The sequence below is a fragment of the Paenibacillus sanfengchensis genome (assembly GCF_036864765.1).
Lineage (GTDB): Bacteria > Bacillota > Bacilli > Paenibacillales > Paenibacillaceae > Fontibacillus > Fontibacillus sanfengchensis.
Window position 1 is genome coordinate 62283 of record NZ_JBAGJC010000005.1, and the last position, 25609, is coordinate 87891.

Sequence of the window (25609 nt, forward strand, 5' to 3'; positions counted from 1 at the left end):
ACTCTGCTCATGTAACCCATTGTATGCGCTATGGCGCAGCCCTATTCCACTGGACAACTACTTCACCCGGTTTCTGATTTCCGCGATTGCCTCGCGCCGATCAGGCCGTCCGAATACCGCGTTTCCCGCAACCAGCACATCCGCTCCCGCTTCCGTCACGAGCGGCGCCGTTTCGGCCGAAATGCCGCCGTCGACTTCGATGCGCAAATGGTTCAGCCCCAGCTCCTGTTTCCAAGCGTGCAGTTGGCGGATTTTCCGCAACGTTCCCGGAATAAACGCCTGTCCGCCAAATCCCGGATTCACGGTCATGACCAGCGCCAGGTCGATATCCTCCAGCACCTCGCGAATCGCCGCGGCCGGTGTGGCCGGATTGATAGCTACGCCGGCTTTGACACCATGCTCCTTAATCAGGTGAATTACGCGGTGCAAATGCACGCACGCTTCGGCGTGTACGGTGAGCACATGGGCGCCGGCATCGGCAAATGCCGGAATGCATTGCTCCGGCTTCTCGATCATCAGATGCACGTCAAGCGGGAGATTGGTCAGCGGCGCAATCGCACCCATGACGAGCGGTCCGAACGTCAGGTTCGGCACGAAATGGCCGTCCATGACGTCGACATGAAGCCAATCCGCTCCTCCGCGCTCTACGTCGGCTACTTCTTCGCCGAGTTTGGCAAAATTCGCCGATAAGATGGATGGGGCAATATAGACATTGGACATGAAGCTAATACCTCCGTTTTTTGTCTTTCATCTCTTCATGGAACTGCACATAGTGTTCGTAGCGGCTTGAGGCGATGGCTCCCTCGGCGGCGGCTTCCCTTACTTTGCAGCCCGGCTCGTGAAGATGGCTGCAGCCCCGGAATTTGCACGCGTCCGCATAATCGTGGAACTCCCGGAAACAGGAGGACAGTTCTTCAATCCCGAGCTCCAAAAAATCAAGCTGGCTAAACCCCGGCGTATCCGCCACATACCCCCCGTTTTCAAGCTCGATCAGTTCCACATGCCGCGTGGTATGACGGCCGCGTCCCAGCTTCATGCTGATTTCGCTCGTTTCCAAGGAAAGGCCCGGCAGCATGGCGTTCAGCAAAGAGGATTTCCCCACGCCCGATTGTCCCGAGAACACACTGATTTCCCCGGCAAGGCTGGCCTTGACTTCCTCTGTCCCAAGCCCGGTCTTTGAGCTTGTAATCAGAACCTCGTAGCCGATTCGTTGGTACATTTCCTGCACCTGGGCGGTCAGATCCTGAATATTGCCGTCCTCCGATTCTCCCAGCAAATCTTCCTTGGTCAGGCAAATCAACGTTTTAAGGCCGGCATGCTCGATATGGACCAGGAACTTGTCCAGTAACTGCAGGTTCAAATCCGGTTCCTTCAAGGAAAAGAGCAGCACGGCCAGCTTCGCATTAGCGATCGGAGGCCGGATCAGCTCGGTTTCACGGGGCAAAATTTCATCGACTGTCCCCTCGCCGTTTTCGGTAGGCGAATATAGAACCCGGTCGCCTACCAGCGGGGACAAGCCCTTTTTCTTAAAAATCCCCCGTCCGCGGCACTGGATGGTTTCTCCGGGCGCCGCGGCGTCGGGCTTCACATAGTAATATCCGCTCAATGCCTTAACAATCAAGCCTTCAGGCATATAGGCTGGCCTCACTTTCGCGTCGATCTGCCTTATTTGTCTTTGTTGCCATTTCCCTTACCTCTTCCGTTTGCTTTGCCGCTATTCTTCTCAGCTTTGGCCAACGAATTGGCTTGGATCATGCCGGTGTCCGGAATGTCGTCCATCGGTTCCTCATATTCGGACTGTTCCTCCGTCTGCTCGCTTCCCGGAAGCGGCAGAACCGGCACGGTTCCCTGTTTGGCATCGATATAGGATACAGGATAAGCCTCCAGGAACGCCCCGTCACGGTATACCTTGACGACCCCGTCCTTGTTCGGAGCGAGGATCATATTCACCGACAGGTACTGCGGTTTGCCTACTTTCGTGGTCCCCATATCCTGATTCTCTCCCCGGGCGTCCTCGACGATCAGCCCGATTTTACTCATCTGGCCTTCGGCGGCGGGAGCGACCGGCACCTCAAAGGTATATTCGATCGCTTCAGGCGGGTAGCCCGAGCTGATGAACAGCGTCACTTCTTTGCCGGGCTCGACTTTTTCGTTAGGATTATACGGCCATTGCTCCACCACTTTACCGGCGGCAATTTCGTAGCTCTGCTTCTCCTTGATCCCGTCTTTCGCCAGAACGAGGCCTAGCTTCTTCAGTTCCGCTTCCGCCTGCTCCCGCGTCATATTTACGAGATTCGGCATAACCACCTCTTTCGGTCCCGAGCTGACTTTAAGTACGATACTTACTGCCTCCGGATCGTAATCGGTGTTGGCATCCGGACTTTGTCCGAACACTTTGCCGGCTTCCACCTCATTGTTCTGTTCCTCGACCTTGCTGATACGGTCTTCATCAATCCCCAGGCCGGTGAGTTCCGCGACTGCTTCCTCGTAAGTATAAGTGCCCCCCGTCAATGAAGGCATTTTCTTCGTCTCGATCGGCTTGGCCGTACTTACCGTGAAATCGAGAGTTGAGCCTTCCCTCACAATCGTTCCTTCGGGCTTGCTCTGTTCGTAGACGAATCCCTCGTTTACGCCTTCCTTGTATTCCCGTTTAATCGTGCCTACCGCAAGACCTGCGTCAGTAAGACGACTGCTCGCATCCTGTTCAGACATATTCAATATGCTTGGCACCTTGACCTCAGGAACGGTCACCATTTTGTTCACATACCAAGCAACGCCGAGCATGGCGATAAGTAAAATGACAGTAAGACTTATCCACAAGATGGCTTTTTTCTTGTCGGCGGATTTCTTGGCGGTATTTCGCGGCTCCTCCGGAGCCTGAGCGTCGCGCGATCGCTTCGTGCCTCCGGCAGCCGACGCACTTTGCGGCTTGATCGCCGGCACAATGCGCGTACTGTCCTCATCCTCCTCGTCGGAGAACGAGAGCTTGGACTCCAGCCGTCTTTCCGGCAGCAGGCAAGTCTCCAGGTCACGCAGCATCTCTTTCGCCGACTGGTATCGCTCGGCAGGGCTCTTGCGCATCGACTTCAGAATGATATTCTCCACGCTCTGCGGGATCATCGGATTGACGGCCCGTGGCTCGTCAAAATGCTCCTGAAGGTGCTTCAGCGCCACGCTGATCGGACTTTCCCCCAGAAAAGGAAGGCGGCCCGTAAGCATTTGATAGAGCACGATCCCCAGCGAATACAAATCCGATTTCTCCCCGGTAGCCACGCCTTTGGCATGCTCCGGCGAGAAGTAGTGTACGGATCCCACGACCGACCCGGTCTGGGTGATGGTCGCCGAGGTTACCGCGCGGGCAATCCCGAAATCCGTCACTTTTACGCGCCCATTTTTGCCGATCAAAATGTTATGAGGTTTAATATCACGGTGAATAATCTGGTTCTGATGGGCATGATCCAGCGCGTCCGCAATTTGCGAAGCGATCCGTACGGATTCTTCCACCTGCAGAGGCGCACGTTCCTTGATGATCTCGTTTAAGTTTTGGCCCTCCACGTATTCCATAACGATGTAATGGACATCCTCTTCCTGCCCTACATCATAAACGCTGACGATATTCGGATGGGATAAAGATGCGGCCGATTGCGCTTCCCGGCGAAAACGTCGAATGAACTCCTCGTCATTCACAAATTGCTGTCGCAGCACTTTTATGGCCACGAAACGGTTTAACAGGATATCCTGCGCCTTGTAGACCAGGGCCATCCCGCCGCCTCCGACCCGCTCGATTATCTGATAACGACCGCCCAATTCGTGTCCGATCATGTGTTCCACTCCTTTACCCCGTCTTCCCCGGAATGCTCCAGCAAAGCCACGGTGATGTTATCGTCGCCTCCGGCGATCAAAGCAAGCCGCAGCAAACGGTCGGCGCGATCATTCAACTCCAGATCCTCCGCTCCGAGCGTTCGGGTCATCTGTTCCAGGGTTACATAATTGCTGAGCCCATCGCTGCAGAGCAGTAAAATCTCGCCTTGCTCCAAGGAAACGGGGTACAGGTCAACGGCCACTGTCGGGTCGGTTCCCAAAGCCCGGGTTACCACATTTCTGTGGGGATGCACCTGGGCTTCCTGCTCGCTGATCTGTTTGGTTTTCAGCAGTTCGTTGACCAAAGAGTGGTCCTCGGTGAGCTGGACCAGCTCGCCCCGGCTGAATTTATAAACCCGGCTGTCGCCGATATGTCCGATTCGGCCCTCATTTTCGCCTAGAAGCACGGCGACCACCGTCGTTCCCATATTGCGGTATTCTTCATGCTCCGAAGCTTCACGATATACGACTTCATTCGCATGTAAAATCGCCCGCTCCAAGCTCTCGCCGCATTCCTCGGCCGATAGGCCGGAGGGCAGTTGATGCAGATCCTGGACGATGGTATCCACCGCCAGCTTGCTCGCTCTGTCCCCGGCTTGATGTCCGCCCATCCCGTCGGCCACAATGGCTAACGTGTACCCCTGTTCCAACCGCTCAACCCAGGAGCTGTCTTCATTGACCGAGCGCACCCGCCCGATGTCACTCACAAAAACAGTCTTTATCAAATTTGATCACCTCGCACCAGACTCCATATGCTTCGCCCGCAATTGACCGCAGGCAGCCGCGATATCATGGCCTTGCTCCCGGCGGATCGTGACGTTGATGCCCTTTTCCGCCAAAATGCGTTGAAACTGAAAGATGTCATTTCTTGATGTCCTGACATACTTACGTTCCGGCACATGATTGACCGGAATCAAGTTGACGTGGCAGAGCATGCTCTTAAGAACACTTGCCAGTTCCTCCGCATGTTCCGGGCGGTCGTTGACGCCCCCGATCAAGGCATATTCAAAGGTAACTCTTCGTCCCGTTTTGGCGATATAGTAACGCAGCGCCCCCATCACGTCATCGAATGGAAAACGGCGGTTGACCGGCATCAGCTTGGATCGCAGCGCATCATTCGGCGCGTGAATCGAAATCGCCAGATTGATCTGTGTATCTTCATCGGCAAATTTATAAATATTCGGGACGATCCCGCTCGTTGATACAGTAATATGCCGTTGACCGATGTTCAAGCCCTTTTCGTGAATCATAATCCGCAAAAATTTCATCGTGGCCTCATAATTCTCAAACGGCTCGCCCGTCCCCATAATCACTATGCTGCTAACCCGTTCGCCTCGGGGATCGAGAATTTTTTGGGCTTGGACAACCTGGGCCACAATTTCTCCGGGCGTTAGGTTTCGTTTGAGCCCCCCCAAGGTGGAGGCGCAAAACGTGCAACCCACCCGGCAACCCACCTGGGTCGTCACGCAAATGCTGTTGCCGTAGTTATGTTTCATGATAACCGTCTCAATTGCATGGTCGTCATGCAATCCGAACAAGAACTTAACGGTTCCGTCCTTCGATTCGTATTTCGTGATTTCATTGAGCGTCACAAAAGCAAACTGCTCGTCAAGCTTTTGGCGCAGCGTTTTGGACAGATTGGTCATTTCATCAAAAGAATTAACCCGCTTCACGTAAAGCCAATCAAAAATCTGACCCCCGCGAAAAGCCGGTTCCCCCTGGGCTACCGCCCACTCCTGAAGTTCTTCCAAGCTGTAATCATATATAAAGGGTTTCATTCTCACACACCTATTCGTTTAAATTTACAATCGTTTTGCCCTACTCATTCTTCCTATTTTAGCATAGATCACGGTGACACTAAAGAGCACCCGTACTTCCAGGCCGAACCCCCCAGTAAATCCTTTCCTAAATTAGAGCAAAAAGGCCGGGGCTTCAGTCACAAAACCATCACCCCGACCTTGCCTTTTGGCAAGCTTTTCAGTTGTAGTTTCTGTACCCGCCGGCTTTTAATGCGTAACCAGGGAACGAAAGTCGTCCCTGCTGGAACGGTCCGCTTCATAGAAGACAACGTCGCCGTCCATGAAAGAGAACCTACGGCCGTAGGAGTCCGTCTCCTGACGCCCAAAGCCCTCCATGTCAAACCATTGGTTCATCAACGGGGCATGGATGTATTGCAGGTGAGGTCGGCCATTTTCTTCGTTTCGGACCGTCTCCACATTAAAATTGACGACGATGTACCCATTCCGCAAAAAAATCGGCGACCGATCCGTGAGACCGTTATGGGTCCTTCCAAATTCGGCAACATTCGTTCCCGCTTTGACGGCATAAACGTCGGCGGGAAGACTGTATTCGCCATACCATTTCTGCACGGACGCGTTGGCTCTTGCCGGGTCTACCCCCGCAGGGATTCCGCGTTTGGGCCCGATCAGTGTACGGATGCGGGAGTTCAACTGCAGCAAACTAAACCGGCCGACAGGCGATTTCTGCCGCGCTATCTTCTGCATATAGATTTGTACATATTGACTTCTGCTGATCCCCGCAATCTGGTCAAACGAATAATCGTGATCGTATTTATACAGGGCCGTATCGATCAGTTCTTCGGCAGGAACATGGCGCAGCCGGTCGTTCAAAATAACATAGCGCTGTACACGGTCCCCGGCCGAGCCGATTTTAACATAGCTTCGCTGACCCGCGTGATAATATAAATCCACCGGGATCCTTGACCCGTCTTGGGCGCCGACAAAATAAAAGGACGGAGTTATCCGGATGGAATCCCGCAACCCAAACATGTTGCCCTTCGTTTTTAGGTCGAATTTAAAATGATATCCGGTTTTGACGACCGCATTTCGGTAAAGTGGATGGCTCCCCGGCCGGATAGGCAGCGTAAAAGGCGCCAGGTTTCCCCGCTTCCCCCCATCGATACCATTGAGTCCAACCCAATAGGCGGCACCTGTAGGCGCAGCAGCGCCGGGGGAAGCCCGAAAAACCGTCTCCCAATTGTAATCGGCGATGTCCGTAACCCGTAAATCATAAACCCGGCCGATTACGTCAACCGGTACCGTATCATAGGCGACATGGTGATTCAGATCCAGATTGGCGTTGATCTGTCGGCTCGCACCACCAGGAGCATTGTGGGCCACCGTCATAAACTCGACCTCATAATACCCTTCATCCACCCAAACCGGAAGATAGAACAAAAAGGACTCCCGGGCCTTGTCCACCTCGATCCAAGTATTTTTCGGATAAAACACAGTTCGGCTCTCACTGTACACGTCGAAAGGGAAACGCACCTGCTTGCTCCCGATATACTTAAAGTAATCATTGTAGCCGTACCCTTTATAGTTGGTGTGCTGTCCGCAGTTTGGCATCTCCACCGTAAACGGCCTGTCCAAAATCACCGCCGAACGCCCCCGTGCAGGGTTGGTCTTCTGATTGTGGGCACGATCGTCCGAAATATCCGGATACATGACCACAGGGGTATGCACCGTAACCGGGTTGATTCCATAGATGGGATAGCTCACGTCGGCCCCGCCATTGATATTACCGCTCATCAGGGAGTAATAAATCGTACCGGTACTAGGCTGATCCGCCCGGTTTGTTTTGCTCATCGGAATGAGGTTGCCCGGAGAATACAGCACATTCTCGCCGATTCTGGCGGCCACGGGAATTTTTCCCGGCATTAGTCCCGTTTGTTCGGTTGGAGAACCGTTCATAACCGTTCCGCCGTTAAAAGAGAAAGAATCATTCTGGACCTTCACCTTTTTAACGACGGATTCCGCATAGGACTTAAGATTCTCCGTCGGTACACCGGGTTTCGAGCGGCCGCCTGAAATACTCCTTGACGGAGCCTCTACGCTGCCAGGCGGGGATGGCGGCGTAAACCCGCTGGTTTTAGAAGTTGCAAAGCTGGGAGGTTGATAGCCCGCAGGCCGAATTCGAATGCCGCCCCCCTCAAAAGCATAATTCCAAAGCGCGGCCTCGCTAATCTTATAGACTTCCAGGTTGTCGATGACCCAATAAGAATAGGACCTTTCAATCGTATAATCGTAAGACCTCTCCACAGTATCCGACTGCGGATTAGGTGCGGTGTAGGTTGATCCGTCCGGCCGGGTCACCTTTTTCCCGGGATCCCAGGAAAGGTGATACGTCCGGTTTACAGTGACAGGAAAAGTACATTTCCCGCTCATCTCGACAAACCTATTTTGAGATAGATAGCTCTTGGCAAGGACGTTCCCGTATAGACTCTCCGTCGTCGGAATACCATCCAAAACCTCAAACCTCTCCCTTCCGCGCGAATCCGCCCGAATAACCCCGGAAGGATCGGGTGAATTCAAAGTGGCCTCCATTACCTTTCCGGGCACGGGAACCGTGCAGCCGCCTTGGGGAGGAGATGGCGGACCATCTCCCTCCTTATAGTAGATTTTCATCTTATCCGGATATTGATAGGTATAAGACGTAAGAATAAACCAGTTGGAGTTAAGATAATACATCATTGCGGCATTACCGCCGGCAGGGAGAGGAACTTTATAACCTTCATGATCGTAACGCTGTATGTAATGTACATCTACTTCGTCCAAATTCTTTACGACTAGTTTCCCGATTTCGGTTGTTGGGTCTACTCTTCCTTGTCCATGTGGGTATTTAACATCATTCCGCTCAACTTCAACCCCTACATTTTTGCCTACTTGGGTTCTGTTTAAAAATCTGAGCACTTCTAAATTGTCATCTATTACCCCTGTTTTAAAGTTTCCACTATAATACTGGGAATTTGTATATGCAGTTGAACGTGTTGAGGAAACGGGAATATCAACTTTTACGCCAGGATATAAATCAGCTCCATTACCATCCTTCGGAACTTTAAAGTGTTCCAATACTGTGTAATCCCCTGAGCCTGGGGTCCATTTTGTCGCTGAAGCAGAACGCTGCCAGGCGAAAAAACCACCGTACTGCATATGATTTTCACCAGTAGTAACTTTTACAGGGCTACCTTCCAGTTGAATATTTGTATTGATGGTTTGATGACCCCAATTTAATGTTTTAACAATACTGCCATTCATATAGAACTCGATCTTGGTTATGATATTACCTTTTCCAGCATCCTCTTTGATTAAGGGACTCATTACTTTAAATTTTGTAAACAAAGAACCTGCAACATTCAGCTCGTTGTCAGCATTCAAATTGTAAGGAATATCTCTTTCGGGAAAACTTTGTTCAACAGTACTAGCTTGAACTGGGTAATTGATAGAGGCAAAGACGGACCATAATAAACACAAAACAACCATTTTTTTTAGCTTCAAAATTCAATCACCTAACACTTTTTTATGCGGGCCATCAATTTCAAGCAAAATATTTGAGCTATATCCGTAGTTAGTAAGTACAGGAGTATAGACGCGAATTTTGATAGAGTGAACACCTTGTGTCCAACCCTTTTTGGGCAAAATATAACCCGGAATATCGCCAGACTTTTTATGGAACAACGACCCAAGAGAATTTAATACACCTTTTTCATAAAAGGCTTTTAGGTCAGGAGATTCTATTCCGAATATACCGTAATTAGGTCCGTTCGAATTTGAAGAGTACAACCTAGTATCCTTATTATAAATTTCCTTCCCCTTAAACATTAAAAAGTAACTCGGAGGCAGCTTTTTTACAGGTATGTACTTCGTGGGGACCCCGTTTACAGATGAAGGAAAGTAATCCCATTTCACCTCCTTCAACGGAGGCAGCAGCTTCAGATTCGGATCATGAGGATCCGCCAGGTCGATGGCAATCAATGCTTCCAGTTCGCTCTTGTATTTGCCGTTTCCGGGGTCGACCACCATTTGGTCCTTGCGCCAAAGTTCTTCCACCGGTCTGCCCTTCAATTGCTCTTCGCTGGCCACAAAAACTTCGGGCATAACCGTAAAAATATTTGTACCGTGCCAAGCTAGTTCAGCGCTGGAGACAGCATATTTATCGACGGGGAGACTGACTCCTTGGCGTACCTTTCGTATTCGTTCAACCATGGTGACCGCCTGGGAGCGGGTTACTGCCTCTTGCTCGCCCAGTCGTCCCTGGCCCAACCCGGTCATCAGCCCTTTTTTGGCCGCAAGGTAAAACCATTTCGCATCGTCCTCGGTCCGTTCCCCTACGGCACGGGCGGCAATTCGGGCAGCCTCCTTCCGGGTGATTGGTTGCTTCCAGGAAGAATCGGTATTGCCAAAATCACTCTCTTGATATAAATTCCCTTTCAGAGCGGACTGAACATAGTCCAGGTCGAGGCCCGCTTCGACGCTGGCTTGATCCGGTTCGGTACCAAAGGACGACAACACCGACTTCATAAATTCGGCGCGGCTAATCTTGATGTCCAACTTGGACAAATCGTCGGGCTCCCCTATCCCTTGACCTTCACTAACCGCCGAAAAAGGCATAGAACCAGCGGCTCCAAAAGCGGGTACTGAACCTGAGCCGCTTATCGTCAATATTGCCGCCGCACAAAACAACAAAACCATTAATTTTCGCATTTTCAACACATCCCCCATCTTTTCTTTCGTTTCGATCTCTTTCGCTCGATCGTAAATCATATTAAGCGCACCTCCTTGGATGTTACACTTTTGATAATATAAGGGAATTTTCTCACATAAAAAAAGCACACCTTTACGCATCGCATTGCGATTCTAAAGGTGTGCTTCACCAATTCCATTATATACCAACTCATGCGGCTCGTAAATGGCTAGATCAATCAAACTAATTGTTTTGCCTAGCTGACTTTGATTGCTTTAATGTGCTGGCAGCATGCGTTGAAAAGAGACAAAACCCAATTAACGGGATTTCCTCACTTTAATTGGGTGCTTAGCCAGCACCACAGATGAATTAGCTGGAGAACCTCCCGCTAATTTTCAGGAATTGGCTAGTTTGGCGGCTCAAGTCGCGTAATAGCTGGAGTTTTTCCAGCTAAATCCGATCCAAGGGCCTAAAGCCGATATCTTAACGTGAGGTTTTCCCGTTATTAAGCTTACTAATCATTAACACGTAATCTTACTAGCTTTTCACAAGCCGCGCAATGTAAAAACCGTCCGAATGCGCGTCCTGCGGCAAAATTTGCAGACCCATGGAGCTTCGGGCTTCCGCCTCTGGTATAGCTCGTCCTCCATCCGGCTGTTCCTCGTCCAATGTGAATTCCGGATGACGGTCCAGAAAGTCCCGTACCATGTCCTCATTCTCCGCCTTTTCGATCGTACAGGTGCTGTAAACCAGTACGCCGCCAGGCTTGACCAGCCCGCAGACGGCATCAAGCAGCTGCCGCTGAACGCCGGCAATCTCGTTAATATCCCCCTGGGTTTTGGCCCATTTCAAGTCAGGTTTGCGGCGAATGACCCCCAGGCCGGAGCAAGGAGCGTCCAACAGAAGGCGGTCAAAAGACTCCGGAGCAAACTGGTCCGCGAGCTTCATCGCATCCCCGGACACGGTCCGCACATTGCCGAGGCCAAGCCGCTCGGCATGCTCCTCGATCAGCTTGGCTTTGTGGGGATGGATATCGTTGGAAACGACTTCCCCTTTCCCTTCCATAAGCTCAGCCATGTGACAAGTTTTTCCTCCCGGAGCGGCACAGCAGTCGAGCACGGACATCCCCGGCTCCGGGCGGACGGCCCGCCCCACCAGCATGGAGCTTTCATCCTGCACGGACAGCAGGCCCTGCCGGTACCATGGGGTCAGCGCCATATTTCCTCCGCTCCGGACGAGGATCCCGTCCGGCGATAGCCCGGAAGGCGCCGCTTCAAGCCCCGCCTCCTGCATCCGCTCCAGCAGCGCCTCCCGGCTAATTCTGGCCCGGTTGACCCGGACGCTGACCGCGGGAGGCTCATTGTTGACCCGGCAGATCGCCTCCGCCGCAGCTTCTCCGTATTGTTCCACCCACCGGGCAACAAGCCATTCCGGATGGGAGTGCTCCAGGGCGATCCTTTCCACGGGAGGCAGGTCCTTCGGCAGCGTCAGCTCGCTTTTGCGCCGCAGCACATTACGCAGCACGCCGTTGACCATCCCGGAGATTCCCTGATGCCCGCGGCGCTTGGCGATGTTCACCGCCTCGTTCACGGCCGCATGCGGAGGAATCCTGTCCAAATAATAAATCTGGTAGAAACTGAGCCGGAGCAAGTTACGAACCCACGGCTGCAGCTTGGCCAGCCCCTTGGTGACAAACGATGCCAAAAAATAATCGATCGTGTTCAACCGGGAAATCGTCCCATAGACGAGTTCCGTAGCCAGACCCACATCCGCGCCGGTGAGGCCCGACTTCTGAATCGCGCCGTTAAGAAGCAGATTGCTGTAGGCTCCTTCCTGCTCCACCGCCGTTAAAACCTGAAGCGCCGTATCCCGCGCCGAAGCGCCGCCGGCCTTGCCCCGGCCCTTTCCGCGATTTCCGCCTTCGGCCGCGCTCATGCGAGAACCGTCCCTTTTTTCATCACGCCGCCACGGATAAACTCGGAAGCATCCATCGCCTTCTTACCGGCAGGCTGAACCCGGGTGAGCAGTACCGAGCCGTCGCCCGTCTGCACTTCAATCCCGGCGGGAGACAGGTCCAGCACCGTTCCCGGAGCTTGTTCGGGAGCGCCCACCGAAACGCCAGGCTTCGCGACAGCCCATACCTTGAACACTTCCCCGTTCCAAGTTGTAAAGCCGCCCGAAAAGGGCACCAGTCCGCGCACCCGGTTGAAAATCTCGCGGGAAGTCGCATGCCAATCGATTTTTTCGTCTTCCCGGGTCAGATTCGGGGCATAGGTGGACTCCTCGTCATTTTGCGGAATCCGCTCCGCCGTTCCGTCCAGAATCATCGGCAGCTGCCGAATCAGAAGCTCGGCCCCAACCACGCTCAGCTTCTCGAAAATCGTCCCCGCCGTATCCTCATCTTCTATCGGCACGACCGCTTTTGCGATCATATCCCCGGTGTCCAGGCCCTCGGCCATGTACATCAGCGTGACTCCCGTCTCTTTTTCGCCGTTAATAATCGAACGCTGAATCGGCGCCCCGCCGCGGTATTTCGGCAAAAGCGAGCCGTGCACATTCAGACAGCCATACTTCGGCAGATCCAGAACCGATTTGGGCAAAATCTGCCCGTAAGCGGCCGTCACGATCAGGTCGGGCTTCAGCGCCGCAAGCTCTTCCACCGCTTCGGGAGCGCGCAGACGCTGCGGCTGCAGCACGGGCAAGCCGTGCTGCAGAGCCGCTTCTTTTACCGGCGTGGGGGTCAGCACTTTTTTTCGCCCTTGCGGACGATCCGGTTGCGTCACCACCCCCACCACGTTATATCCCTCCTTCAGCAGCGCCTCCAGGGAGGGAACCGCAAACGCGGGTGTTCCCATAAATACGATATTCACGGAAGAAGTCACTCCTTCTCTTCCCCCTCCGGGGTAATTTCATAGACACGCTCGGCGATATCCGTATACAATACGCCGTTCAAATGGTCGATTTCATGCTGAAACGCCCGGGCCAGCAGATCGGATCCCGTATAAGTCACTTCGTTGCCGTTCCGGTCCAGCCCTTTCACGGTCACCGTTTGAGCGCGGCGGACATCCCCGCGGTATCCCGGAATGCTCAGGCAGCCTTCGGGTCCGAACTGTTCCCCTTCCTTCGAAACGATCACGGGGTTAATCAGCTCGATCAATCCGTTCTCATCCCCAACATCCACCACGATCGCGCGTTTTAAAATACCGATTTGCGGAGCGGCTAACCCGACGCCCTCGGCCTTGTACATCGTTTCGGCCATATCGGTCAACAGTTTTTGTACGTTCGGCGTAATTTTTTTGACTTCTTTGGCCACCTGATGCAGTACCTCATCGGGTTCCAATACAATAATTCTTAAAGCCATGCTGTCCACCATCCTAACTCTCGAGTTGTTTCTTCTATCATATAAAAAATATGCCCGATTTGATATTTCTACATCAACATCTGCGGATCCACGTCAATACTGATCTGCAGCGAGGCGTCCCGCAGCTGGTCCAGGGTTTCCCCCGCCGTCTCCCGCACCAAACGCACCGCGTCAAGCGCCCCGCGGTATTTCACCATGCATTGGAACCGGTAGCGGTTCTTGATGCGCGGGATCGGCGAGGCGACGGGACCGAGAATGTCGAGCGCCTCCGCCGCAAACCGGTCGAGATTGCCGTACCAGCCGAGCCGCTGGGCTTTAAGCCGCAAATCGCCGGCAAAATTCTCGGCCATCCGCAGCAGCACCGGCAGCTTTTCATGGGACAACGTGACAAGGATCAGCCGGCTGTACGGCGGATAATGCATCGCCTTCCGGTGGTTCAACTCCTCGCGGACGAACGAAGTGTAATCATGGCCGCTGGCATGAACGATGGAGTAATGATCCGGCATATAAGTCTGGATAAACACCTCCCCGGGCAGTTGATGCCGCCCGGCACGGCCCGCCACCTGCGTAAGCAGTTGGAACGTCTTCTCCGCGGACCGGAAATCGGGAAAATTCAGGGCCGTGTCCGCGGCGATGACGCCGACCAGCGTCACCTCCGGAAAGTCGAGGCCCTTTGCCACCATCTGCGTGCCGAGCAGGACGTCTCCCTTTTTCTCCCGGAAAGCTTGCAGCAGCTTCTCATGCGACCCCTTTTCCGTCGTCGTGTCTACATCCATCCGGATGACCCGGATGCCGGGAAACAGCTTGGCGAGCTCTCCCTCGACCCGCTGCGTCCCGGTCCCAAAGTAGCGGATGTGCTCGCTGCCGCATTCCGGACAGATCGATGGCGCCGGTGCGGCATACCCGCAATAATGGCAGCGCAGGTTATTTGACTTCTGATGGTACGTCAGGGAGATGTCGCACTCCGGACAGCCCGCCACATAACCGCAGGACCGGCACATCACGAACGTCGAGTGGCCCCGGCGGTTCAAGAACAGCACCGTCTGCTCTCCGCGTTCCAGCCGGGCGGCGATGCCCGCATGCAGAGCCCGGCTGAACATCGACCGGTTGCCGTCGCGCAGCTCCTCGCGCATATCGACGATATGCACGCCGGGAAGCCGGCTTCCGGCAGGCCGCTGCTTCATCTCCAGCAGCAGCGGGGCGAACTGCTCGTCCGCCTGGGAACGCGCCGCATGATAGCTTTCCAGCGACGGCGTAGCCGAGCCCAAAATAACGGCGGCGCCATATTGACGCGCCCGGTACACCGCCACATCGCGCGCATGATATTTCGGCGTCTCTTCCTGCTTATAGGAAGTTTCATGCTCTTCGTCCATGACGATCAGCCCCAGATCGGCAAAAGGCACGAACACGGCGGAACGAGCGCCGATCGCCACCTGAACCCGGCCTTCGCGGATTTTCCGCCATTCATCGTAGCGTTCTCCGGTGGACAGACGGCTGTGCATCACCGCCACCTTATCGCCAAAGCGTCCTTTAAAGCGCTCCACCATTTGCGGGGTGAGCGAGATTTCCGGGACGAGGACGATCGCCTGGCGGCCGAGCGATATGCACCGCTCAATCGTCTGCAGGTAAACCTCCGTCTTGCCGCTGCCGGTTACGCCATGAAGCAGAAACACTCCATGACTCCGCGCATCCAACGCTTCCGTTACCTTGCGGTAAACCTGGTCCTGCTCGGGCGTTCGCTGCAGCGGCTCCGAACCTTGAAAACGGCGGTTCTTGTATGGATCGCGGAACACTTCCGCCTCTTCGATCACCGCGTAGCCCTTTTCGGCCAGTTTTTGCACGGTCCCGGCGGTCACCCGCAAGGTCTGGAGCACTTCCTGAAGCGATAGCGGGACCCGGACTTCGAGCAAAAATTCAAGCACTTCCTTCTGGCGCCGGGCTTGCGCGCTGAAGGAAGCGAGCGCCGCCTCCGCCGCCTCTCCCGAGACGGATGCGGCGACGGTTTTGATCATTTTTTTTCGTAACTTATCCTTGATCATTTGAGTTTCGGACAGCAGCCCCCGTCCGATCATGCCCTTGATCTCTCCGGCTCTGCCGGGATAACGCTTGCTCAGATGTTCCATAGTCACCTGGCCCGAGGCCTTCACGTAAGCGAGTATCTCTTCCTCCTCGCCGGTAAGCAGCACAGGACCGGCAAGTCCGCCGCTCTCCCCGTCAAAAGCCGGATCCCCCTCACCGTCGTCCGTCTCCGGAACGGTTACGTACCTTTCCGCCTTGCCTTTAAGCGCTGCCGGAATCATCGCCTGCAAGGCGGAAATCATACTGCACGCATACTTGCGGCTCATCCAGCCGGCCAACTTCACGAGATCCTGCGGCAGCGGGGGCGTCAGATCGAGCAGCTCCTGGATCGGCTTCAAACGCTTCGAATCCATCTCCGTATCCTCATGCAGCGACAGCACAAATCCCTGAACCGTCCGGCGTCCGAAGGGGACGCCTACCCGGCTTCCGATTTCGATCCAGCCCTGCATCCCGGCCGGAATCAAATAGTCAAAAGGCCGATCGGTTTCCCGGCTCGGCACATCGACAATCACTTTCGCTATTCGGTAACTCATTCCGCAGCTCCAGCCAGCCTGGAAGCAGCCAGTTCCATAATCCGCAAACCCAGCTCCTCCTTGGACAGCAGCGGCAGCGAAGTCACAAGTCCGCTTGCGTCGTAGAGGCTGACGACATTGGTGTCGGTGCCGAATCCCGCCCCTTCCCGGGTCACATCATTGGCAACCAGCAGATCGCAATTTTTTCGCTGGAGCTTGTCCATCGCGTACTGCTCCACATCGTTCGTTTCGGCGGCAAAGCCGATGAGGAACTGCCTGGTCTTTTGCTTACCCAGCGTTTCCAAGATATCGATGTTTTTAACCAGCTCCAGCGTCATGGTTTCGCCGGTCTTTTTAATTTTGCGATCCGCCGGCGTTTTTGGCCGGTAATCCGCAACGGCCGCGGCCTTCACCAAAATATCCGTATCGCTCCACTCGCCGAGCGCCGCTTCGTACATGTCCCGGGCCGACTCCACGGGGACGACCCGCACGCCTGCCGGCGGAACAAGCCGCGTGTTGGCGGCGATCAGCGTGACCTCCGCGCCGAGTTCCACAGCGGCTTCGGCCAGCGCATAGCCCATTTTACCCGACGAATCGTTGGAAATGTAGCGGACCGGATCGATCCGTTCGATCGTGCCCCCCGCGGTCACAACGACTTTTTTACCGGCAAGAGGAAGAGCGGACCGCCGCTCCTGACGCGCAAAGAACCCCTTCACCACGTCGACGATCGTCTCCGGCTCCTCCATCCGTCCTTTCCCCGTATAACCGCAAGCCAGCAGGCCTTCCCCCGGTTCTACCAGCAGAACCCCGCGCGAAGCGAGCTCCGCCAAGTTGCGCTTAACGGCAGGATGCGCGTACATATGCACATTCATCGCCGGAGCCAGCATGATCGGCGCTTCCGTCGCCAGCAGCGTGGTGGACAGCATATCGTCGGCCAGCCCCGCGGCCATTTTGGCGATAATGTTGGCTGTAGCCGGCGCGATCAGCACCAGGTCCGCCCAATCGGCCAGAGCGATGTGGGCGATAGCGCCCGGATCTTTTTCATCAAATGTATCGGTATAGACCGGATTTTTAGACAATGCCTGGAGCGTCAGTTCGGTAACGAATTTCGTCGCGGACTCTGTCATGATCACCTGGACTTCCGCCCCCTGCTGCACAAGTTTGCTGCACAGCGAAGCGGCCTTGAAAGCAGCGATCCCTCCGGTAACGCCAAGCAGAACCTTCTTCCCTTTTAACAATGTCCTTCCCCCGCTTTCTCCCAAGACTTAAAACTTCATCCGAACGAAAAAAATAACAACCTCGCGGTTGTCCTGAAGAGGTTGTTATTTTATGCCTCGACCCGCGAGGTCCAGAAATCTATTTATTTTCGTCCGGTTCCGTGGTCGGAATTTCTTGTTTCAACCGTACGTAATCGCCGTAAATCTCCTCCAGAGCAACGCCGACCTGCTTGTGCGATTTCGGCTGCTTCAGCTCGCTCTTGGCTCCTTCTCTCAGCAATCTCGCTCTGCGGGATGCCGCCACAACCAGCGAGTATTTGCTGCCGACTTTCCCGAGCATCTTATCAATCGATGGATACAGCATTAGGAAAACACCTCTTCTTTTGGACTCAAATGCCTAATTGCAATTCTTTCGCCTTGTTTTTAACCTTACAATGTTCGGCAACGATGATGGATTCTATTCTTTTGCAAGCCAAATCGATTTCATCGTTGACGACGGCGTAGTCGTAATTCTCCAACAGGCCGATTTCGTAAGCAGCTACGGACATCCGGTGATCGATCGTCGCCTGGTTCTCCGTTCCCCGTCCTTGAATCCGTCCCTTCAACTCGTCAAGCGAAGGCGGAAGCAGGAACACAAAAACGCCCTCCGGAAACTTCTCCTTCACCTTGAGCGCGCCTTGGACCTCGATCTCGAGAATGATATCCTTGCCGCTCTCGAGCGTCTGCTCAACGAAGTCGCGGGGAGTCCCGTAAAAATTGCCCACATATTCCGCATGCTCCAGCAGTTGATCCTTCTCGATCATCTCCAGAAACTGCTCGCGGGTCTTAAAAAAGTAATTCACGCCGTTCTCCTCGCCGAGGCGAGGACCCCGCGTCGTTGCCGATACGGAATAGACGAGCCCGGGCATGCGTTGCCGCAGTTCGGTGCACACTGTTCCTTTACCTACACCCGAAGGTCCTGATAATACAATGAGTAACCCTTTAGCCATTTTTCTCTCCATTTTATTCGTCGTTGTCGTCATCTTTCGCGGACAGGCGGTGTGCTACCGTTTCCGGCTGAACCGCCGACAGGATGACATGGTCGCTGTCGGTAATGATGACCGCACGCGTGCGGCGACCGTAGGTAGCGTCAATCAGCATATGGCGATCCCTTGCCTCTTGAATAATCCGCTTAATGGGAGCCGATTCCGGACTCACAATGGAAATGATCCGATTGGCGGATACGATGTTTCCGAAGCCGATATTAATAAGTTTAATTGCCATCTAAGGTATTTCCCCCTATTTTACTTGACTCACCAGTGTCAAATGTGACGTTATTCGAGATTCGCGGCTTGCTCGCGAATTTTCTCCAGTTCCGCTTTCATTTCAACGACACGGTTGACCAGAGCCAAATGATTGGCTTTCGATCCAATCGTATTCGTTTCCCGGTTCATTTCCTGTATCAAAAAATCCAGCTTGCGCCCCACCGGTTCGGTGGAACGGAGCAGGGTCCGGCATTGTACGAAATGGCTGCCTAGACGGGTGAGTTCTTCGTCAATATTGGACCGGTCCGCAAAAACGGCGATCTCCATGGCGAAGCGCTGCTCGTCAAAAGCGCCCTCCACCAGCTCGGTTAAACGACCCTTGAGCTTGGTCCGGTAGTCGCTCACGACCTGAGGCGCATAAGTCCTCAGTTCGGCGTGCAGCTCTTCCAGCCTGGCAAGCCGCTGCTCCAGGTCGGCCGCAAGATGCAAGCCTTCCTTTCCGCGCATATCCAGCAGTCCGCCCAGCGCCTCTTCCAGCCCGTCATGAAGGACGTCTTCCCAACCTTCGCCGGTAAAGTCCCCTTCACCAAGCGGATCGGGCGGGATTAAAACATCGGGCAGCGAGAGCAGGTCCTTCGCACTGAACGAAGCTTCCAACCCGTACTTGGCATGCAGCTCTTCCGCCGCCCGCAAGTAGGCTTCCACCCTGCCGGAATTCAGGACAAAAGGAAGGGAACTCTCATCATCCCGCTCCTTGCCGATATATACATCAACCCGTCCCCGCTTGACATCCCGCTGAATCCGTCGCCGAAGGCTGTCCTCATAGCAAGCCCATTCCCTCGGCAAACGTAGCACGATTTCGGCATAGCGGTGGTTGACGGACTTTATCTCAAATTGAATCATATATCCGCCGAAGACTCTGGCGGCGCTGCCGTATCCTGTCATACTGTGAGACATAGGCATCACATCCGTTATCCTATTGTAATTGATAATTATGAACGAGACAAGTGGGACGCCTTCTGTTTCGATTTCTCGAGAACGTGGCGGGTTAAAGCCACATTCATCTCATAAAACATGAAAGGTGTCATTAAATAAATTCCATTAAAATGCTCCATCGCGGTATCGAGCAGTTCCTTGGCGATCTCCACGCCCATGGCCCGCCCTTCGGCGCCCTGAAGCCCGTCCATGCGGCGGCGGACCTCATCCGACAGCTGGATGCCCGGTACTTCATTATGAAGGTACTCGGCGTTCTTTCCGCTGGCCAGCGGCATGATGCCGATAAAGATCGGGATATCCAAATGGGCTGTCGCCTGCTTGACGGCAACGATAAGCCCGGGATCATAAACCGGCTGGGTCATGATATAGTCCGCGCCCGATGCGATTTTCTTCTCAAGCCGCTCGACCGCCTTGTGCAGATGTTTGACGTTCGGATTGAAGGCCGCTCCGACCACGAATTTCGCCTTTTGTTTCAGCGGCTTGCCCGAAAAAGCCACGCCCTCGTTCAGCTGTTTGATCATCCGGATAATTTCAAAGGAAGTCATGTCGTACACGGAGCTGGCTCCCGGCAAATCCCCGAACCGGGCCGGGTCTCCTGTCACCGCCAGCACATGGTCGATACCGAGCGCGTCGAAGCCCATCATATGCGACTGCGTACCGATCAAATTGCGGTCCCGGCAGGCGATATGGATCAGCGGTCTCAGACCGAACTTGGACTGCACCAGATGCCCGAGCGCCATATTGCTCATCCGCGTTACGGCCAGGGAGTTGTCCGCCAGCGTCAGCGCATCCACTCCCGCTTCCTTCAAGGCGGCGGCGCCTTCCATAAATTTGCCGATATCCAGATCCCGCGGAGGGTCCAACTCGACGATAACGGTATGGCGTTCCTTCACAAGCTCCGTTATGGCCGGGATTTTTCCGTCTCGGGAGGAGCCGCCGTCAGCCCCCTCCGGGATTCTTACAAAAACGGCGGATTCGCTCGGATTCGGCAGCGGCTTGCCTTCCTGCAGCGGGATGGCCTGGTATGACGCCAGCGCCTTCACCGTCGCGGCGATATGCTCGGGCGTCGTTCCGCAGCAGCCGCCGATCAAACGGGCTCCCAAATCCCCGAAAGCGGTCGAACATTCGCCGAAATACTCCGGGGTTGCTCCATATACATACTCCCCATCTACATAGTCGGCCAATCCCGCATTAGGGAAAACGGATAGCGGCACATTGAGCGGGCCGCCCAGCCGGGACATCACGCTCATGATTCCCTTTGGTCCCGAGTGGCAGTTGAAACCGAGCACATCGGCGCCCTCCTCCAGCAAAATGCCGAATGCGTCGGAAATCGTATATCCATCCAGCGTGCGGCCGACCTGGTCAACCGCAAACTGGCAAATAACCGGAACGTCCGTCAAATAGCGGGCCCGCCCCAGAGCAATACGCATTTCACCCAGATCATAAAAAGTTTCCAGCAATATCGCGTCCACTTGCTCGTCCAGCAAAGCGGCCATTTGCTGTTCGTAGTACCGGTTCAGTTCCTGATCCGTTACGTTAACACGCTTCCCGCCCCGAATCGAACCGACCGCTCCGGCTACGTACGCGCGCCCGGCCGCCGCTTTTTTGGCAATGCGGACCGCGGCCCGGTTAATCTCCTCCACCTGGGCTTCCAAACCGAATTTGGACAGCTTGTAATAGTTGGCGGAAAAACTGTTCGTCTCCAGCATCTCGGCTCCCGCCTCGATATACCGGCGATGGACGTCCCCGATGACTTCAGGCTGAAGCAAATTCAACTCCTCAAAAGAAATGCCCACGGGAAAACCGAAATGGTACAAGTAAGTACCCATGGCACCGTCCCCAACAATGACTCCGTTCTCCCATCTTTCGCGCAAATCAGGTTTCATCCCCGTACCTCCAAAGCCCGTAATGTTATTATAAATGCCGGTTCTCGGCTCCTACTGTGCATAATTTCATTCTAATGTATCATAAATCCACCGGATTGATAAGAATTCCGTCTGACAAATGATTTTACCGCCGGACAATAACCGGCTCAAAAGCCGGGCCGAAGCGCCTCAAAAAAAACGGACAGCCTCCGGCCGCCCGTTTCTTATTTTCTAAATCTCAATACTCCCTTTATATACCGTCTCCGCAGGCCCTGTCATATACACGTGGTTATCCCGTTCATCCCATTCGATGAACAAGTCCCCGCCCTTCAGTCCGATCCAGGCCGCGCGGTCCGTCAGCCCGTTCAGCACGGAGGAAACCAGCGTCGCGCAAGCCCCGGTTCCGCACGCCAAGGTCGGCCCCGCGCCGCGTTCCCACACGCGCATTTCCACCCGGTCTCGCGAGGTTACGGTCGCGAATTCCACATTGATTTTTCGCGGAAAAAAGGGGTGCACCTCCAGCTTCGGCCCCCAGGTACCCAGATCGAAGTTCGGGGCATCGTCCACGTAGATGACGCAATGCGGATTGCCCATGGAGACGGCCGTAAACTCGAACCGGCGCCCCTCCGCTTCAATCGGCCGGGCGAGTACCGGGTTCCCCTCCAACGTGGTCGGTACGGCCAATCCGTCCAGAATCGGCTCGCCCATATCCACCCGGACGGTTTGAACGACCTCCTCCTCGATTTGCAAAGAAACCTGCTGCACACCGGCGCCCAGCGTTTCGATGGTAATCCGGTCCTTATCCGTGTACCCGTGGTCATACACGTATTTGGACACGCAGCGGATGGCATTGCCGCATTGTTCGGCTTCCGTGCCGTCCGAATTGATAATCCGCATCCGGAAATCCGCTTTCTCCGAAGGAAGGATGAAGACCAGCCCATCCCCTCCGACACCGAAAAACCGGTTGCACCATGCTATCGCCAGCTCCGAGACCCGCTCCGGAAGCTCCTTCTCTCCGTAAAATACGAGAAAATCATTGCCTAGTCCATGCATTTTAGTAAATTCCATATATCTTTCCACCCCTCACATGCATTGCCGAGCTGAGCTTGCTCCATGGGATTAGTCTATCGGCTTGAGGGGTGGAATGGTATTGATTCTATGCACGAAGATTTGTACTTTTCACCGTGGCCATCGGACGGGGGCCGTTGTAATTCCGGCGCCGTCTGCCGGACCATACGCTGCCCGCGCCGAGCAGGAAGGTCGGGATGCCGGCGGCGACGAGCGAAATGGCCCATTCGCGCGTACCGAGCGGTACCGTTTTGAAGATCGGCTGCAGCGCCTCGATATACATCACACCAAGCAGAAGCAGCACGGACGAAAGAACGGCCACGACAAGGTAGCGGTTTTGCAAAATATTGCGGTGGAAGATCGATCGCGAACTGCGGCAGTCGAAGACGTGAATCAGCTGTGCCATGACCAGCGTCACGAATGCAACCGACTGGGCTTCGGCCAATTGGGCCGGATCGTTCGGCGCTATCCGGTAAGTCAGCCAGAACGCGCCGAGCGTACACAGGCCGATCAACAAGCCGCGGCTGAGGATTTTCCAGCCGAGCCGCCGGGCGAAGATATTTTCGTTCGCTCCTCTCGGCTTGTGTTCCATCAAATCCTTCTCGGGCTGGTCCACGCCGAGGGCCATCGCCGGCAAGCCGTCCGTGACAAGATTGACCCACAGAATCTGAATCGGGAGCAGCGGCAGCGGCAAGCCCGCCAGCATGGCGAAAAACATCGTTAAAATTTCGCCTACATTCGAGGCCAGCAAATAACGGATAAACTTGCGGATATTTTCGTAGATGCTTCTCCCTTCTTCTATCGCGGCTACGATCGAAGAGAAGTTGTCGTCGCTTAAAATCAGCGACGAGGCTTCCTTGGACACATCGGTCCCCGTGATGCCCATCGCAATGCCGATATCGGCGGCTTTGATCGCCGGCGCATCGTTGACGCCGTCCCCCGTCATCGCGACGACATGCCCTTTGCGCTGCAGCGCTTTGACAATGCGCAGTTTATGCTCGGGAGCCACGCGCGAATAAACATAGGTCTCGTCGACCCGCCGGTCCAGCTCTTCATCGCTGAGCGTTGCCAGTTCCTGTCCGGACATGGACACGCCTCCGCGCGGCAAGATGCCGAGCTCCGCCGCGATCGCTTCCGCCGTAAGGCGGTGATCCCCGGTGATCATCACAGTTTTGATTCCTGCCCGGCGGCAGACGGCAATGGCATCCCGCGCCTCGCGGCGGGGCGGATCGATCATGCCGGCCAAGCCGACGAAGATCAAATGCGATTCCACGGCGCCTTCATCCGCCAACGTCTCATGCGGCTTCAGCTCGCGGTAAGCCAGCCCCAGGACGCGCAGCGCGCCGCGGGCCATCTCCTCGTTCTCCGCCTGCACCCGGCTGCGCAAGGTGCCCGTGAACGGAACGACCTTGCCCTCCCAGAGGATATAGGCGCATTTATCCAGCAGCATATCCGGAGCTCCCTTGACGAGAGCCATCTTTCCGCCCTGGTGGGCCACCACGACCGACATCATTTTTCGTTTCGAATCGAACGGAAACTCCTGCTCCCGGTGATATGACGTGCTCAAGGCGGCGGGGGTAAGTCCCATTTTGGAGGACAGGACAACGAGCGCCCCTTCCGTCGGATCCCCCTTCATAACCCAATGGGTTCCCGGCGGTTCTTCCTTGTTTTTTTTGCGGCCACGCACATCGGCATCCTCTTCGGAAATTACCGCGTTGGAGCAAAGCGCGCTGACCTGCAGCAAACGCCGAAGGCTTTGATCCATTTTGATGTCGATCGGCTGCTTATTCTCCAATATATGTCCGACCGGTTCATAGCCCTCCCCGGTGACCTCCAGCGAACGTCCTTCCAACCACAGCCGGGTCACCGTCATCTTGTTTTGCGTCAGCGTTCCCGTTTTGTCCGAGCAAATGACCGAGGCGCAGCCCAGCGTTTCAACGGAAGGCAGTTTACGGACAATGGCCTTGCGCTTGATCATCCGCTGCACGCCGAGCGCCAGCGCGATCGTGACGATCGCCGGCAAACCTTCGGGAATCGCCGCCACGGCCAGACTTACCCCGGCAAAGAACATCGCGCCAGCAGGCTGTCCGTGCAAAATCCCGACGACCACGACGAGCACCGTGAGAGCCAGCGCCAAGTAAATCAGTATTTTTCCAAGCTGCTCAAGCCTTCTTTGCAGCGGCGTTTCCTGGGTATCGGTATTTTGGATCAGGTCGGCGATTTTGCCCATCTCCGTATCCATCCCCGTACGAATTACCACGCCCCGGCCGCTTCCCCGTGTAATCATCGTGCCCATAAAGCCGATATTCTTCTGATCGCCCAGCGGCACATCCGCTTCGCGAATCGTTTCGGCATGCTTTCCGACCGGATGCGATTCCCCGGTCAATGCCGATTCCTCGACGTCGAGGCTGTGGGCGGTCAGCCAGCGGATATCGGCCGGTATCCGGTCCCCGTTTTCCATAATCACGATATCGCCGGGAACGAGATCCTTCGCGGGGATATGGCGTACCACGCCTTCCCGGAGCACATTGGCATGGGGGGCCGACAACTGCTTCAACGCCCGCAGGGAACGCTCCGCCCGGAATTCCTGCACAAAGCCAAGCACCCCGTTCAGGACGATAATCGCTATAATGGTAACGGCGTCCAGATATTCGCCGAGGATGCCTGAGATCAGCGTGGCGCCCATCAGAATGAGCATCATGAAATCCTTGAACTGGTTTAAGAACAGCAGCCACGGGGAAATGCGCTGCCCCTCCGCCAGCTCGTTTGCTCCGTACTGCTCCTGTCTGCGAGCCGCTTCCTCCTGGGTCAGGCCCTGTTCACGGGTGACGCCGAACCGTTCAAGAAGCTCATCGCCACTCCACTGGTGCCAGTTTTTTTGTTCCATCCTCCCAATTCCCCTCCCGTATTTTATGCGGTATAC

19 protein-coding genes are annotated in these 25609 nt (G+C 54.9%); all 19 read right to left on the reverse strand.

Annotated elements, in window-relative coordinates; translation table 11 throughout:
• Window positions 1–57: 57 nt before the first annotated feature.
• The 19 genes from rpe to V4U84_RS12275 all read right to left on the reverse strand — a co-directional run bounded on the left by rpe (window position 58) and on the right by V4U84_RS12275 (window position 25573).
• A complete protein-coding gene (gene rpe, locus V4U84_RS12185; protein ID WP_334071759.1) occupies window positions 58–720 on the reverse strand; it encodes a ribulose-phosphate 3-epimerase in 663 nt (220 codons plus the stop codon).
• A 4-nt stretch (window positions 721–724) separates the two neighbouring features.
• Window positions 725–1633 (reverse strand): ribosome small subunit-dependent GTPase A, encoded by a 909-nt coding sequence (rsgA, locus tag V4U84_RS12190; RefSeq protein WP_334071760.1) that lies wholly within the window; start codon window positions 1631–1633, stop codon window positions 725–727.
• Between the two features lie 32 nt (window positions 1634–1665).
• Window positions 1666–3822: a Stk1 family PASTA domain-containing Ser/Thr kinase gene (gene pknB / locus V4U84_RS12195; protein WP_334071761.1), complete on the reverse strand. Its 2157-nt coding sequence runs from the start codon at window positions 3820–3822 to the stop codon at window positions 1666–1668.
• Entirely contained in the window at window positions 3819–4586 is a 768-nt protein-coding gene (locus V4U84_RS12200; protein WP_334071762.1) for a Stp1/IreP family PP2C-type Ser/Thr phosphatase, read from the reverse strand. Before V4U84_RS12200 ends, pknB begins: the two co-directional genes overlap by 4 nt.
• Before the next feature lie 6 nt (window positions 4587–4592).
• On the reverse strand, window positions 4593–5639 hold the full coding sequence (gene rlmN / locus V4U84_RS12205) for a dual-specificity RNA methyltransferase RlmN (RefSeq protein ID WP_334071763.1): 1047 nt from the start codon (window positions 5637–5639) through the stop codon (window positions 4593–4595).
• A gap of 228 nt (window positions 5640–5867) precedes the next feature.
• Complete coding sequence (locus tag V4U84_RS12210; RefSeq protein ID WP_334077269.1) at window positions 5868–8354, reverse strand: DUF5704 domain-containing protein; 2487 nt, start codon at window positions 8352–8354, stop codon at window positions 5868–5870.
• 807 nt (window positions 8355–9161) lie between these two features.
• Complete coding sequence (locus V4U84_RS12215) at window positions 9162–10424, reverse strand: hypothetical protein (RefSeq protein WP_334077270.1); 1263 nt, start codon at window positions 10422–10424, stop codon at window positions 9162–9164.
• A 457-nt stretch (window positions 10425–10881) separates the two neighbouring features.
• The gene (gene rsmB, locus V4U84_RS12220) at window positions 10882–12279 is read right to left on the reverse strand and encodes a 16S rRNA (cytosine(967)-C(5))-methyltransferase RsmB (protein WP_334071767.1); all 1398 of its coding nucleotides are present in this window, start codon (window positions 12277–12279) and stop codon (window positions 10882–10884) included.
• Window positions 12276–13214 carry a methionyl-tRNA formyltransferase gene (gene fmt, locus V4U84_RS12225; protein WP_334071768.1) on the reverse strand — a complete coding sequence of 313 codons (939 nt, stop codon included), beginning with the start codon at window positions 13212–13214 and terminating at the stop codon, window positions 12276–12278. Before fmt ends, rsmB begins: the two co-directional genes overlap by 4 nt.
• Window positions 13215–13222: 8 nt before the next feature.
• On the reverse strand, window positions 13223–13705 hold the full coding sequence (gene def, locus V4U84_RS12230; RefSeq protein ID WP_334071769.1) for a peptide deformylase: 483 nt from the start codon (window positions 13703–13705) through the stop codon (window positions 13223–13225).
• A gap of 68 nt (window positions 13706–13773) precedes the next feature.
• Complete coding sequence (gene priA / locus V4U84_RS12235; RefSeq protein WP_334071770.1) at window positions 13774–16317, reverse strand: primosomal protein N'; 2544 nt, start codon at window positions 16315–16317, stop codon at window positions 13774–13776.
• On the reverse strand, window positions 16314–17534 hold the full coding sequence (gene coaBC, locus V4U84_RS12240; RefSeq protein ID WP_334071771.1) for a bifunctional phosphopantothenoylcysteine decarboxylase/phosphopantothenate--cysteine ligase CoaBC: 1221 nt from the start codon (window positions 17532–17534) through the stop codon (window positions 16314–16316). The genes priA and coaBC overlap by 4 nt, the downstream gene beginning before the upstream one ends.
• Before the next feature lie 118 nt (window positions 17535–17652).
• A complete protein-coding gene (gene rpoZ, locus V4U84_RS12245) occupies window positions 17653–17877 on the reverse strand; it encodes a DNA-directed RNA polymerase subunit omega (RefSeq protein WP_334071772.1) in 225 nt (74 codons plus the stop codon).
• Between the two features lie 25 nt (window positions 17878–17902).
• Complete coding sequence (gene gmk / locus V4U84_RS12250; protein WP_334072059.1) at window positions 17903–18502, reverse strand: guanylate kinase; 600 nt, start codon at window positions 18500–18502, stop codon at window positions 17903–17905.
• Window positions 18503–18515: 13 nt separating this feature from the next.
• A complete protein-coding gene (remA, locus tag V4U84_RS12255; RefSeq protein ID WP_044479181.1) occupies window positions 18516–18776 on the reverse strand; it encodes an extracellular matrix/biofilm regulator RemA in 261 nt (86 codons plus the stop codon).
• A 50-nt stretch (window positions 18777–18826) separates the two neighbouring features.
• Entirely contained in the window at window positions 18827–19714 is an 888-nt protein-coding gene (locus V4U84_RS12260; protein ID WP_334071773.1) for a YicC/YloC family endoribonuclease, read from the reverse strand.
• A 35-nt stretch (window positions 19715–19749) separates the two neighbouring features.
• Entirely contained in the window at window positions 19750–21639 is a 1890-nt protein-coding gene (locus V4U84_RS12265; protein WP_334071775.1) for a bifunctional homocysteine S-methyltransferase/methylenetetrahydrofolate reductase, read from the reverse strand.
• 210 nt (window positions 21640–21849) lie between these two features.
• Window positions 21850–22686, reverse strand: a complete 837-nt coding sequence (dapF, locus tag V4U84_RS12270; RefSeq protein ID WP_334071776.1) for a diaminopimelate epimerase — start codon at window positions 22684–22686, stop codon at window positions 21850–21852.
• 88 nt (window positions 22687–22774) lie between these two features.
• Window positions 22775–25573, reverse strand: coding sequence for a calcium-translocating P-type ATPase, SERCA-type (locus V4U84_RS12275; RefSeq protein ID WP_334071777.1), 2799 nt, complete (start codon window positions 25571–25573; stop codon window positions 22775–22777).
• Between the last annotated feature and the right edge of the window lie 36 nt (window positions 25574–25609).

Bases quoted from the DNA above. Each gene is read 5' to 3' on its own strand.
- rpoZ (WP_334071772.1), bottom strand. From the start codon at position 17,877: ATGCTGTATCCATCGATTGATAAGATGCTCGGGAAAGTCGGCAGCAAA.
- V4U84_RS12215 (WP_334077270.1), bottom strand. From the start codon at position 10,424: ATGATTTACGATCGAGCGAAAGAGATCGAAACGAAAGAAAAGATGGGG.
- rlmN (WP_334071763.1), bottom strand. From the start codon at position 5,639: ATGAAACCCTTTATATATGATTACAGCTTGGAAGAACTTCAGGAGTGG.
- rsgA (WP_334071760.1), bottom strand. From the start codon at position 1,633: ATGCCTGAAGGCTTGATTGTTAAGGCATTGAGCGGATATTACTATGTG.
- V4U84_RS12260 (WP_334071773.1), bottom strand. From the start codon at position 19,714: ATGTCTCACAGTATGACAGGATACGGCAGCGCCGCCAGAGTCTTCGGC.
- def (WP_334071769.1), bottom strand. From the start codon at position 13,705: ATGGCTTTAAGAATTATTGTATTGGAACCCGATGAGGTACTGCATCAG.
- remA (WP_044479181.1), bottom strand. From the start codon at position 18,776: ATGGCAATTAAACTTATTAATATCGGCTTCGGAAACATCGTATCCGCC.
- V4U84_RS12275 (WP_334071777.1), bottom strand. From the start codon at position 25,573: ATGGAACAAAAAAACTGGCACCAGTGGAGTGGCGATGAGCTTCTTGAA.
- rpe (WP_334071759.1), bottom strand. From the start codon at position 720: ATGTCCAATGTCTATATTGCCCCATCCATCTTATCGGCGAATTTTGCC.
- dapF (WP_334071776.1), bottom strand. From the start codon at position 22,686: ATGGAATTTACTAAAATGCATGGACTAGGCAATGATTTTCTCGTATTT.
- gmk (WP_334072059.1), bottom strand. From the start codon at position 18,502: ATGGCTAAAGGGTTACTCATTGTATTATCAGGACCTTCGGGTGTAGGT.
- rsmB (WP_334071767.1), bottom strand. From the start codon at position 12,279: ATGAGCGCGGCCGAAGGCGGAAATCGCGGAAAGGGCCGGGGCAAGGCC.
- V4U84_RS12265 (WP_334071775.1), bottom strand. From the start codon at position 21,639: ATGAAACCTGATTTGCGCGAAAGATGGGAGAACGGAGTCATTGTTGGG.
- V4U84_RS12210 (WP_334077269.1), bottom strand. From the start codon at position 8,354: ATGATGTATTATCTTAACTCCAACTGGTTTATTCTTACGTCTTATACC.
- pknB (WP_334071761.1), bottom strand. From the start codon at position 3,822: ATGATCGGACACGAATTGGGCGGTCGTTATCAGATAATCGAGCGGGTC.
- priA (WP_334071770.1), bottom strand. From the start codon at position 16,317: ATGAGTTACCGAATAGCGAAAGTGATTGTCGATGTGCCGAGCCGGGAA.